This window comes from Aquirufa nivalisilvae (genome assembly GCF_003143535.1).
GTDB classification, from domain to species: Bacteria; Bacteroidota; Bacteroidia; order Cytophagales; family Spirosomataceae; genus Aquirufa; species Aquirufa nivalisilvae.
Map to the genome: position 1 here is coordinate 505,800 of NZ_CP029346.1, position 12,777 is coordinate 518,576.

The following is a 12,777-nucleotide window of genomic DNA, read 5'->3' on the forward strand; positions in this document are numbered from 1 at the left end:
TATTTTTATCAAAATTACGGGAAATAATGGGACGAAAAGAAATCAAATTGTGGAAAAGGTGTTTGTGATTAAAATTCCTGATTTTTATTTTCAATAACGTTTCCCAATTCGGGCTTCAACGACTAACTTTGTACAATTTTTGAGCCTAAGTGTAAAGGTCTGAAAATTTGTTTTCTATTGATACAAAATAAATTAATACCGTGCCAAAAGATTTATCTATCCGTTCCGTTCTGATTATCGGTTCTGGTCCTATTGTAATTGGTCAAGCCTGTGAGTTTGATTATTCTGGTTCTCAAGCAGCTCGTTCATTGCGAGAAGAAGGAATCGAAGTGATTCTGATCAATTCCAACCCTGCCACCATCATGACGGATCCTATGAATGCCGATCATGTGTATTTGAAGCCATTAGATAGAGCTTCGATCATTCATATTTTGGAAAGACACCAAGTGGATGCTGTGTTGCCAACGATGGGTGGACAAACAGCCTTAAACTTGGCTATTGATTGTGAAGAAGCTGGAGTTTGGCAAAAATATGGTGTAAAGATTATTGGGGTTGATATCAAAGCCATTGAGACAACAGAAGATCGCGAGAAATTCCGTTTGAAAATGTTGGAATTGGGTGTGGGGGTTTGTAAAGGTAGAACCGCTCGTTCTTTCTTAGAAGGAAAAGAAATTGCCCAAGAAACAGGTTTCCCGCTAGTAATTCGCCCTTCTTTCACGTTGGGAGGTACAGGAGGAGGTTTCGTGAATGACCCTAAGGACTTTGATGCAGCTTTGAATAAAGGTTTGCATGCATCGCCTACCCATGAGGTGTTAGTTGAACAGTCCATCATGGGCTGGAAAGAATATGAATTGGAGTTGTTACGAGATAATTTAGGTAACGTTATCATCATTTGCTCCATTGAGAATTTTGACCCAATGGGTATACATACAGGAGATTCCATCACGGTGGCTCCCGCTATGACATTGCCAGATACAATTTACCAACGCATGCGTGATATGGCCATTATGATGATGAATGCCATAGGTAAATTTGCTGGAGGATGTAATGTGCAGTTTGCATTGAATCCTGAAACAGACGACATTATTGCCATTGAAATCAATCCTCGTGTTTCCCGTTCATCTGCTTTGGCTTCCAAGGCAACGGGTTATCCAATTGCTAAAATCGCTGCCAAAATGGCGATTGGTTATAACTTAGATGAGTTAACCAATGCAATTACGGGAACTACTTCAGCGTATTTTGAACCAGCTTTAGACTATGTGATTGTGAAGGTTCCTCGTTGGAACTTTGATAAATTCAAAGGTGCGGATCGCTCTTTAGGCCTTCAAATGAAATCTGTTGGAGAGACTATGGGAATCGGACGCAATTTCCAAGAAGCTTTACAAAAGGCTTGTCAATCTTTGGAAATCAAGCGTAACGGTTTAGGTGCAGATGGAAAAGAATTGAGAGATCAGGATGCTATTATGCATTCATTGGCTAATCCATCTTGGAACCGTTTGTTCCATGTTTATGATGCCTTTAAAATGGGTATATCTTTCAAAACGATTCAACAATTGACTAAAATCGACAAATGGTTCTTATACCAAATTGAAGATTTAGTTCGGGTTGAAAAGGAAATTGAGCGATATACTTTGGCTACTATTCCAACCGATTTATTAGAAGAAGCGAAACATAAAGGTTTTGCTGATCGCCAGATTGCCCATGCCATGCGATGCCTAGAGTCAGAGGTGTACGATAAGCGTAATAGTTTAGGAATCAAACGTTTGTATAAGTGTGTAGATACTTGTGCAGCGGAATTTGAGGCAAAAACACCTTATTACTACTCTACTTTTGGACAGAGTACTGATTCCATGGACAATGAGTCTAAATCATCTGACCGTAAAAAAGTAGTTGTCTTGGGTTCGGGGCCTAACCGTATTGGCCAAGGTATTGAATTTGATTATTCTTGTGTACATGGTGTCTTAGCGGCTAAAGAGGCAGGTTATGAAACCATCATGATTAATTCAAATCCTGAAACAGTATCTACGGATTTTGATATTGCAGATAAACTATACTTTGAGCCTGTTTTCTGGGAGCATGTATACGATATCATTCAACATGAAAAACCAGAAGGTGTTATCGTGCAATTGGGTGGTCAAACGGCTTTGAAATTAGCAGAGAAATTATCTAAATATGGTATTAAAATCTTAGGTACTTCATTTGAAGCCTTGGATTTGGCCGAAGACCGCGGAGCATTCTCAAGTCTTTTGAAAGACTTGGATATTCCTTATCCTAAATTTGGGGTTTGCGAAGATGCCGACAATGCCGTGCTTTTAGGTCGTGAGTTAGGGTATCCCTTATTAGTTCGTCCAAGTTATGTATTGGGTGGTCAATCGATGAAGATTGTAATCAATGAGCAAGAGTTGGAGCAACATGTGGTGGATATTTTACGGGATATTCCTGGAAATAAAATTCTACTTGATCACTTCCTTGAAAATGCAATTGAGGCGGAGGCTGATGCCATTTGTGATGGAGAAGATGTGTATATTATCGGAGTAATGGAGCATATTGAGCCTGCTGGAATCCACTCAGGAGATTCACACTCGGTATTACCTCCATTTGATTTGTCTGAAAACGTGATCAAGCAAATCGAGGATCATACGAAGAAAATCGCAGTCGCATTGAAAACAAAAGGTTTGTTGAATATTCAATTCGCAGTTAAAAATGAAGTGGTGTACATCATTGAAGCTAATCCAAGAGCTTCTAGAACGGTGCCATTCATCTGTAAAGCATATCAAGAACCTTATGTTAATTATGCAACTAAAGTGATGCTAGGAGATAAAAAGGTAAAAGATTTTAACTTCCAGCCCGTTAAGAAAGGATACGCGATAAAGATTCCTGTATTTTCTTTCAACAAATTTCCGAATGTCAACATGGAATTAGGTCCCGAGATGAAATCCACCGGAGAAGCCATTTATTTCATTGATGATTTAAAAGATGAGTTTTTTAGAAAGGTGTATGGGGAACGAAATTTATATTTAAGTCGTTAATAGACAAAAAATAAAAATATGTTAAAGATTCTCGGTCTTATTTTCTTGTTTATATACGTTATTAGGCCTTTGTTCAAATTGCTGTTTAAGAGTTATATTATAACTCAAGTACATAGACAGCAATCTGAACAGGCTTATCGACAAAAAGAGACAAAAAGAGAAGGAAGTATAGATGTGGACTATGTCCCACCTCAAGCTAAATCAAAGCCTCGGTCTACCAAAGTAGATGATGGTGATTATGTGCCTTTTGAAGAGATTAAAGAATAATATTATTTAGTATTTTAAAACGAATTTGTGGTTTTTCGGTTTAATATAATATACATTGCTTAAACCAATCGTATTTTTAATTGCCTAGATGAGGAATTTATTAACGTGGTGTTTTTTCTTGCTTGCCGTTTTGATGATCAACGACAGCTTGATTTTGAGCACGATTAAAAATACTCAAGAAGCATCAAAAGTTTGGGTAGATCAGTTCTCTGACATCAACTCAGAAGGTCAATCTTCTGATGAAGCTCAAGACATGGAAGAAGAAGGATTTGTATTTCTACTTCAGCCAGTATCCCATTTTCAGTTATTTCAAGTGAATCAGCCTGAATTAGTCGTTCAGCTAAAGACTAATCCTTATCAGGATATCTCATTGGACATGATTTGTCCTCCTCCTCAATTGTCGGTCTAACCCCGAACAATTAGAAACAAAACAATACAATAACATTTCTTGTATCAGGTGAGTGGAGCTTTTAGCTTTCACACATCTATTAATTTGAATTATATGAAATATTTCATGCTATTCTTATGTGTTTTCTGTGCACACATAGGGATTAGCCAAGTACCGGCTAATTATAAAGCCCAGATAAATAAAAATATTAAATCCGAAGCTAAAGTTATTCAAGTGATCAATAAAGGGTATTCTAAACAAGTAAGTAAAGAGACTCCTAAGTATCAAAAAAGAGAAACCTTAATTGAACAAAACGTAGAAGTTAGCCAAGGATTAGAACGAAGTTCTTATAAACAACAGGCAATTGCCCAACCTAAATAAAGTAAAATGAATCGAGCGTCTAAGCTAGTGTTATGTATGGGAATTATCCTTTTGCAAGCATGCGGTACTAAAAATGAATCCAATAGTCAGGAAATATCCAGTCTAGAAGTCAGTGTACCTATCCAAATGGATACAACTATATCTCAGGAGTTTGTGGCAGATATACATGCCATCAACAACGTAGAAATACGAGCCCGAGTAAAAGGGTATTTGGATAAAATACATGTGGATGAAGGAAAGGCAGTTCGTAAAGGACAAGTTTTATTTACCATTAATAATTTGGAGTATTTGGCTGAGGTCATGCGAGCCAAATCGGTGTTAAACCAAACCATGGCTGATATTAAAGCCGAGGAATTGGAGTTAATTAATACCCGATTACTGGTAGATCGAAATGTCATTGCGAAAAACCAATTATCCATAGCATTAGCTAAAATAGAAGGATTAAAAGCGAAAAAAGAGGAAGCAGAAGCTCACGTAAAAGCGGCTCAATTACGCGTTGAATATTCTTCTATTCGGGCGCCATTTGATGGGATAGTGGATCGGCTCCCCTTCAAATCCGGTAGCTTAGTCGACGAAGGAACTTTATTAACCACCTTATCGGATACCAAAAATGTATTTGCCTATTTTAATGTTTCTGAAAAGGAATATCTGGCATTTGCAGAATTGGGAGAAGGTTTTAAAAACAATACCGCTGTCACGTTATTATTGGCGAACGGTGATCTGTACCCACATACGGGTAAGGTGGAAACGATTGAAGGTGAGTTTGATAAGAATACAGGTAATATTGCCTTTCGGGCAAGATTTGATAATCCAGAAAAACTGTTGAAACACGGATCTTCTGGTCGCGTTCAAATGCCTAAAAAGGTGAATGGTTACTGGTTAATTCCACAAAAGGCGGTATTCGAAATTCAGGAAAAAAACTATGTTTTTGTCAAAGACAAGACTGGTATGTTGAAGATGAAAAGCCTAGTACCTGAGATTCGGATGCCGCACTTTTATTTAGTGAAAGGGTTCAATTCTGCCGATACCCTATTAGTTGAAGGTATTCAATTGGTGAAACAGGGACAAAAGATCAAAGGAGAGTATATTCCAATGCGTCGCATTTTGGAAAAATCTAAAACACTTTAAGCTAGAACCATGGTACAAAAATTTATAACCCGACCGGTTCTGGCAATTGTTGTTACCCTCTTTATTGTGATTTTGGGAGTTATATCCATGCAGCAATTACCCATTACACAGTTTCCAGATATTGTTCCTCCGGCGGTAACAGTAACAACGAAATATACTGGAGCGAATGCGGAAGTATGTGCCAAAGCTGTGGTGACACCTTTGGAACGGGCCATCAACGGAGTGCCCGGCATGACCTACATGACATCTGTTTCAGGAAATGATGGAACTAGTATCATTCAAGTTTATTTTGAAGTAGGTACAGATCCAGATGTAGCTGCAGTCAATGTACAAACCAGAGTTCAAACGGTTTTGGATGAATTACCGGAAGAGGTAATTAAAGCAGGTGTGGTGACAGAGAAGGAAGTGAATAGTATGTTGCTGTATGTGAACTTATTAAGTTCGGATTCAAGCATTGATGAAAAGTTTATTTACAATTTTGCTGATATCAACGTATTGCCCGAATTGAAGCGAATCAATGGGGTGGGTTTTGCGGATATCATGGGGCAACGCGAGTATGCCATGCGCGTATGGTTACACCCTGACCGCTTATTTGCTTACAAACTTTCAGCGGATGACGTAGTGGCAGCTCTAAGAAGTCAAAATGTGGAAGCCGCTCCTGGTAAAATTGGAGAGAGTTCAGGTAAAAGAGCCCAAGCATTGCAATATGTGCTTCGATATACGGGGAAGTTTACCCAAGTGGCAGAGTATGAAAATCTCATCATCAAGTCCACGGAATCGGGTCAATTATTGCGATTAAAAGATGTAGCAGATATCGAGTTTGGATCCTTGGATTATGATGTATTATCCAAGGAAAATGGAAAACCTTCGGCTGCTATATTACTAAAACAAAGACCAGGTTCTAACGCGGCAGAAGTTATTGCTACTGTGAAAAAACGTTTAGAAGAACTAAAAGTTAGCACCTTTCCTCCGGGTATGGGTTATACCATTAGTTATGACGTTTCCCGCTTTTTAGATGCATCTATCTATGAGGTAATCAAGACATTATTGGAAGCCTTTTTATTGGTGGCTTTAGTGGTGTTCTTATTCTTACAGGATTGGAGAGCGACCTTGGTGCCTATTATTGCAGTACCAGTTTCTTTGGTTGGAACTTTTAGTTTCATGCTCTTTTTTGGTTTTTCGATCAACTTACTAACCTTATTCTCTTTGGTCTTGGCCATTGGTATTGTGGTCGATGATGCCATCGTGGTGGTGGAGGCAGTCCATGCTAAAATGGAAGAAAAGCATATGTCGGTACTAGCAGCTACCAAAGAAGCCATGTTTGAAATTTCAGGTGCTATCATGGCCATTACCTTAGTGATGGTTTCGGTTTTCGTGCCAGTTGCTTTTTTATCTGGACCCGTGGGAGTGTTCTTTAGGCAGTTTTCGGTAACTATGGCTATATCCATTGCCTTATCAGGATTAACGGCATTAACGCTAACACCCGCACTTTGTGTCTTGTTATTGAAAAAGCCTCATTTGGATGATAAAAATATATTGGGTCGATTCTTTATTGCCTTCAACCATCGCTATGACAAGATTGCCAATAAGTATCTTGGGGTAGTGCAGTTTATCATTCACCGCAGAACCATCATGTGGGGAACCTTAGGGATTTTCACGTTAGCTACCGTGTTTTTGGTTCGTCAAGTACCTACAGGATTTATTCCAACAGAAGATCAAGGAACTTTATATGTGAACGTAACAACTCCATCTGGGGCGACATTAGAAAGAACAGAAAAAGTGATGGATGATGTGTACCAACAAATTAAAAGTGTGTCGGCCATAGAATCCTTTTCTAGTTTGGCAGGCTTTAGTTTATTAACAGATGGAAGCGGGGCTTCTTTTGGAATGGGTATTGTGACCTTAAAACCTTGGGATGTGCGCGATAAAAACCTCGATGAGGTGATTGAGGAAGTTCGTGAAAAAACAAAGGAAATTAAAGATGCAAGCATTCAGCTTATTCCTCCTCCTGCTGTGCCTGGTTTTGGAAATGCCTCTGGATTTGAATTTCGAGTGCAGGATAGAACAGGTAGTGGAGATTTACAAAAATTATCTGCCGTAACATTGGAGTTTGCTAAAAAGCTGAATGAATCAGCAGCCATCCAAAACACTTTTTCCAGTTTTGACCCCACGTTCCCTCAGTATATGTTGGAAGTGGATCAATCAGCTGCTGCCCAAAAAGGAGTGAATGTGTTAACGGCCATGGATAATTTACAAACCTTACTGGGTAGTTTTTATGCGACGAATTTTATCCGATTTGGACAGATGTACAAAGTCATGGTGCAAGTGGACCCTAGTTATCGTATTCATCCAGATGATGTCATGAAGTTTTATGCCAAAAATAAAGATGGAGAAATGGTGCCCTATTCCTCATTTATGAAAATGAGGAGAGTGTATGGTCCAGAGCAACTGACACGATTTAATATGTTTACCTCCGCCATGGTAAATGGAGAACCAGCTCCAGGATTTAGCACAGGTGAGGCCTTGAAAGAGATACAAGCTCAAGCAGCTAAAAACCTGCCGAGAGGTTATACCATTGAATGGTCAGGCATGACAAGGGAGGAGTTTTTAGCGGGGAATCAAGCTATTTTCATTTTTATCGTTTGTTTGGTATTTGTGTACTTATTGCTCTCTGCTCAGTATGAATCATTTTTAATGCCATTCCCTGTGTTGATCTTTTTACCGATGGGGGCCTTTGGGGTATATTTATTCTTGCAGGTATTTGGACTTCAAAATAACATTTATGCACAAGTAGCCATGGTTATGTTGATTGGTTTGTTGGGCAAAAATGCCATTTTGATTGTCGAGTTTGCTTTAGCGCAAATGAAACAAGGTGCCAGCATTATGGATGCGGCTAAACAGGGAGCCTTTGCTCGATTGAGGCCTATTTTGATGACATCTTTTGCCTTTGTGGCGGGATTGATTCCCTTGATGATTTCAAGTGGAGCAGGTGCCATTGGTAATCGAACCATTGGTACAGCTTCTGCAGGTGGTATGATTTTGGGAACGATAGGAGGATTAATTCTTATCCCTGGATTGTTTGTTGTCTTTGCTAGTATATCTGCTAAATTTTCTAAACCCAAGGTTTAATATGCGTCTAATTATCATAATAAGTATATTTTCCATGAGCTTGCTGTCTTGTCAGCAAGCCATTTTCCGAGACGCCCGAAAGATTGATGCGGAATTAGAATCCTACCGGATGAAAGATTTGGGACAGTCTGTTTCCAGCATTGAAGCCTGTTGGAAGAAAGACAGTTTATTAGTGCAATTGATTGATTCTGTCTTGATCCGCAGCAATGATATTAAAATTGGATTCCTAAATCTGGCCATTAGTCGTGCTCAATATACACTTGACCGAGGTGCTATGAAGCCAACAGTTTCAGGTGTTATTCAACCTAGTTTGAGAAAATTCAGTAAATACACCATGGATGGTGTAGGGAATTATGATACTAAGTTTTCGCCCAATATTTCCCAAGATCAAATTATCCCGGAGCATTTGCCCGATGTGATGATAGGCTTGCAGGCTTCTTGGGAAGTGGATATTTGGGGCAAGCTTTCTAAACGTAAAAAGGCGAGTGCATTGCGGTATTTAGCTACTGAATCAGGTCAACAATGGTACATTACTTCCTTGGTTTCTGAAGTAGCGGGTATGTATGGACAGTTAGTCGCATTAGATCAAGAGTTAGATATTCTGAAAACCAATATTGGGATTCAGTACAGTGCGTTGAATTTGGTTAAAATTCAGAAGGAAGCTGGTGTGGTGAATGAGTCAGCTGTTCAGCAATTGGAAGCACAGTGGTTGAATTCTCGAGCTCAGGAAGGTCTGGTTTTACAACAGATTATCGAATTAGAAAATCAGCTTAGGTATTGGTTAAACCAACCTAATAAGAAGATAGCACGATCTCAATACCCTTTCAATTGTTCATTGGATAGCTCTCTGTATGCGCAAATCCAGATTGATCAATTGGAAAGAAGACCAGACGTTCGTCAAGCTAGATTAGAATTGGAGGCACAATTGTTAAATAAGCAAAGCGCCGACTTGGCGTTGAAACCATCAGTTGTATTATCAGGCATGTTAGGTGTTCAAGGTTTTCAGCCAGCTTATTTGTTTCAATTACCTGCTTCCATGGCATATCAATTAATTGGAGGAATTACAGCACCTTGGTTAAACCGTTCCGCATTGTATTCTCAAATTAGTCGAGAAAATGCTCGATGGAAGGCCTTAGATTTAACCTATCAAAATGCACTTTTAAAAGGTTTTTTGGAATGGGATACTCAGGTGAAATCCTTAGCATATTTACAGCGAATGGATCAGCTTAAGGAGCGAGAAGTGATGTTGACAAAATCAGCCATCGCCACTGTGGGAACACTATTTACCACCGCAAAGGCAAACTATTTAGAAGTACTTACTGCCCAACAAAATGCGCTACGTTCGGAATTGGAATTGCTTGAAATTTCAAGAAAACGTTGGATCCATGCCATTCAGCTCTACCGAGTATTAGGCGGAGGCTGGTAATTAATTTGATTGCTCAATCAGTTTTTCAATCACTGCTGGGAAATCACGGTGTTCGAGAACTTGGCCTTTTCTGGCGACATCCTCTGGGCTGTCGCCAGGATCAATGCTGAATGAACTTTGATGAATGATTGCTCCTTCATCGTATTTTTCATTCACAAAATGTATGGTAATACCTGATTCCTTTTCTCCTGCTTCAATGACGGCTTCATGTACAAAATGACCATACATGCCTTTTCCTCCAAACTTAGGTAACAGGGCAGGATGTAAGTTGACAATGCGTTGAGGATATGCTTGAACAAAGCTACTTGGTATCAGCCATAAGAATCCAGCTAGTACAATCCAATCCGTATGCAAAGCTTGGATTTCGCTCAATACAATCCCATTTTTATACTCTTCTCTGGAGAAAACTCGACAAGGGATATTTAGTCGTTTGGCGCGTTCAATAACGCCCGCTTCGGGATTGTTGCAGTAAATACTACTTACTTGGGCCAAGAGTGAGCCTTGTAAATGTTGGATGATTTTTTCCGCATTGGAACCTGATCCTGAAGCAAAAATGACGATGTTTTTCAAGCCTAAACGATTATTTTCTTACAAATTTAGGCCATATTGCGGAACCTTTAGGCAAAATTTCAAGTTTTGTTTCTTCAGGTCAAAATCGGAACATGAAAATAGGAATCATTTGTTATCCAACGTATGGAGGAAGTGGGGTTGTGGCAACCGAGTTAGGAAAAGCCCTTGCCTCGGTTGGTCATGAGGTGCATTTTATCACTTATACTCAACCCCCTCGATTGGATTTCTTTTCCGAGAATATTTTTTATCATGAGGTGAGTGTGGCATCTTATCCTTTGTTTCAATATTTGCCTTATGAATCTGCTTTAGCCAGTAAAATGGTGGATGTGACCATCAATGAAAAGCTGGATTTATTGCATGTGCATTATGCTATTCCTCATGCTTCTGCAGCATATTTAGCGAAGCAAATTTTAAAGTATAAAGGAATCCACGTGCCAGTAATTACAACCTTGCACGGAACAGATATAACTTTGGTAGGAAGGGACCCTTCTTTTGAGCCCGTTGTTACTTTTTCCATCAATGAATCAGACGGAGTTACAGCGGTATCTGAAAGTCTTAGAAATGATACCTATGCCGAGTTTGAGATTTTAAGTGCTATTGAAGTAATCCCAAATTTTATTGACCTCAAACGCTTTAAAAAACAAGCCAAAGAGCATTTTAAGATAGCTATTTGCCCACATGGAGAAAAGCTGTTGATGCATACCTCCAATTTCAGGAAAGTAAAAAGAATTGAAGATATCATTCATGTATTTGAAAAAGTCCGTAAAGTAATTCCTTCCAAATTGTTGTTAGTGGGTGATGGACCAGAACGCTCCGCCATTGAAGCGCTTTGTAGGGACTTAGGCGTTCAAGGGGATGTTCGTTTCCTAGGCAAATTGGATACCATTGAAGAAGCCCTTTCCTTAGCTGATGTCTTCTTTTTAACATCAGAAAAAGAGAGTTTTGGTTTGGCAGCATTAGAAGCTATGGCCTGCGAAGTACCTGTGATTTCATCCAATGCTGGAGGAATAACTGAAGTGAATATCCATGGAGAAACGGGCTTTGTGAGTGAAATTGGTGATATTGAAGATATGGCCAAAAATACCATTAAACTACTTTCAGACGAAGCGTTATTGACCCAAATGAAGAAGAATTCATTGGTGAGAGCCCAATTATTTGACATTGAGAAAATATTGCCACTCTACGAAAATTACTACCAAAGAGTTATTAGTCAAAGTTGGAAATTCCCTACTCAGAATCTTTTGGATAGCGAATAGTTTCTATTATTTTTGTATCTAAAGCCTAAGTCTACTAACAATTCAATTCCGATTTTTTTCTAAAAATTCGAAATATGGAAAAACAAAACATACGTCCGAAGCATTCGGGTTCCAAACAATTATTTGAAAATCCTTTTTTGGAGAGGTTGTCAAGAACTCATATTGCTATACCTGTAACTTTATTTTTTTTAACAGGTATGGTGCTTTTGTACTTTGCATTTACGTATGCGGTATTGGATAATATGGTGATTTTAAGCCTGTTTTTAATCGGATTTTTCGGATTTACGTTCATTGAATATTGGGTTCATAGAAGTATATATCACATTGAGCCCACCACCGAAGCGCGTTCCAAATTTCAGTACATTGCTCATGGTGTGCACCACGAATATCCAAAAGATAAATCTCGCTTGGCGATGCCACCAGTGATTGCAGTTTTAGTAGTAGGAATGCTTTTTTCTATATCCTATTTTGCCTTAAACAATTATGCTTTTGCCTTTTTCCCTGGATTCATCTGGGGTTATGCATCTTATTTATTAGTGCATTATTGTGTACATGCTTATCCTCCTCCCAAAAACTATTTCAAATTGCTTTGGGTTAACCATGCTGTTCACCATTACAAAGATGGAAATGCGGTATTTGGTGTTTCTTCTCCTATTTGGGATTATGTATTTGGTACGATGGATACCATGGATAAAGCAAAGGTTCAGGAAAACTTATAATGACAGTTTCGTGACTTCTGAACAATCTGGACATTCGGATTCGAGTGTGCTCATGTTCTTTTTCAATACAGGATGTATGAATGCTGAGGCTATTTCTACCAAAGGAATTAATACAAATTTTCTTTGAGGTAAAAAGGGGTGAGGGATTTGTAAATTACTTTCTTGGACAATTTGATCTCCATAAAATAGAATGTCCAAATCAATGATTCTTGCTTCCCACTGTTGTTTTCTTACTCGACCTAACTCTGATTCAATAGCCAATAATTCAGCGATTAATTCTTGTGGAGTGAGTTCGGTCATTAATTCTAAAACTTGGTTTAAAAAATCAGCTTGATTCGTATTTCCCCATGCTTTGGTTTGATAAATGGATGAAAATTGAAGTATTGGCCCTATTTTTTTTTCAAGAATTGGATAGACATTTTTAAAAATTTCGAGGGTATTTCCTAGATTGCCTCCTAAAGAGAGGTAAATGTTGGTGGCCATG

Annotated in this window: 11 protein-coding genes; 9 read left to right on the forward strand and 2 right to left on the reverse strand. The window is 38.8% G+C overall.

Features of this window, described 5'->3' with window-relative positions; translation table 11 throughout:
* The first annotated feature begins 200 nt into the window (after nucleotides 1–200).
* The 7 genes from carB to HME7025_RS02315 all read left to right on the forward strand — a co-directional run bounded on the left by carB (nucleotide 201) and on the right by HME7025_RS02315 (nucleotide 9,748).
* Nucleotides 201–3,029, forward strand: a complete 2,829-nt coding sequence (carB, locus tag HME7025_RS02285; RefSeq protein WP_109322083.1) for a carbamoyl-phosphate synthase large subunit — start codon at nucleotides 201–203, stop codon at nucleotides 3,027–3,029.
* Nucleotides 3,030–3,047: 18 nt separating this feature from the next.
* Complete coding sequence (locus tag HME7025_RS02290) at nucleotides 3,048–3,296, forward strand: DUF4834 domain-containing protein (protein WP_109322084.1); 249 nt, start codon at nucleotides 3,048–3,050, stop codon at nucleotides 3,294–3,296.
* A gap of 88 nt (nucleotides 3,297–3,384) precedes the next feature.
* Complete coding sequence (locus HME7025_RS02295) at nucleotides 3,385–3,705, forward strand: hypothetical protein (RefSeq protein ID WP_154401916.1); 321 nt, start codon at nucleotides 3,385–3,387, stop codon at nucleotides 3,703–3,705.
* 93 nt (nucleotides 3,706–3,798) lie between these two features.
* Nucleotides 3,799–4,065 (forward strand): hypothetical protein, encoded by a 267-nt coding sequence (locus HME7025_RS02300; protein ID WP_109322086.1) that lies wholly within the window; start codon nucleotides 3,799–3,801, stop codon nucleotides 4,063–4,065.
* A 6-nt stretch (nucleotides 4,066–4,071) separates the two neighbouring features.
* Complete coding sequence (locus HME7025_RS02305) at nucleotides 4,072–5,193, forward strand: efflux RND transporter periplasmic adaptor subunit (protein WP_109322087.1); 1,122 nt, start codon at nucleotides 4,072–4,074, stop codon at nucleotides 5,191–5,193.
* A 9-nt stretch (nucleotides 5,194–5,202) separates the two neighbouring features.
* On the forward strand, nucleotides 5,203–8,322 hold the full coding sequence (locus HME7025_RS02310; RefSeq protein WP_109322088.1) for an efflux RND transporter permease subunit: 3,120 nt from the start codon (nucleotides 5,203–5,205) through the stop codon (nucleotides 8,320–8,322).
* A 34-nt stretch (nucleotides 8,323–8,356) separates the two neighbouring features.
* Complete coding sequence (locus tag HME7025_RS02315) at nucleotides 8,357–9,748, forward strand: TolC family protein (protein ID WP_161956191.1); 1,392 nt, start codon at nucleotides 8,357–8,359, stop codon at nucleotides 9,746–9,748.
* Here HME7025_RS02315 and purN read toward each other — a convergent pair whose 3' ends face one another.
* On the reverse strand, nucleotides 9,749–10,318 hold the full coding sequence (gene purN / locus HME7025_RS02320; RefSeq protein WP_109322090.1) for a phosphoribosylglycinamide formyltransferase: 570 nt from the start codon (nucleotides 10,316–10,318) through the stop codon (nucleotides 9,749–9,751).
* Nucleotides 10,319–10,410: 92 nt separating this feature from the next.
* On the opposite strand from purN, the gene bshA reads away from it, so the two are divergent.
* Both bshA and HME7025_RS02330 read left to right on the forward strand, forming a co-directional pair.
* A complete protein-coding gene (gene bshA, locus HME7025_RS02325) occupies nucleotides 10,411–11,574 on the forward strand; it encodes an N-acetyl-alpha-D-glucosaminyl L-malate synthase BshA (protein WP_109322091.1) in 1,164 nt (387 codons plus the stop codon).
* A gap of 74 nt (nucleotides 11,575–11,648) precedes the next feature.
* Nucleotides 11,649–12,293: a sterol desaturase family protein gene (locus HME7025_RS02330; RefSeq protein ID WP_109322092.1), complete on the forward strand. Its 645-nt coding sequence runs from the start codon at nucleotides 11,649–11,651 to the stop codon at nucleotides 12,291–12,293.
* Here HME7025_RS02330 and folK read toward each other — a convergent pair.
* The gene (folK, locus tag HME7025_RS02335) at nucleotides 12,288–12,776 is read right to left on the reverse strand and encodes a 2-amino-4-hydroxy-6-hydroxymethyldihydropteridine diphosphokinase (RefSeq protein WP_161956192.1); all 489 of its coding nucleotides are present in this window, start codon (nucleotides 12,774–12,776) and stop codon (nucleotides 12,288–12,290) included. The two genes, HME7025_RS02330 and folK, sit on opposite strands and share 6 nt — an antisense overlap.
* Nucleotide 12,777: the final 1 nt, after the last annotated feature.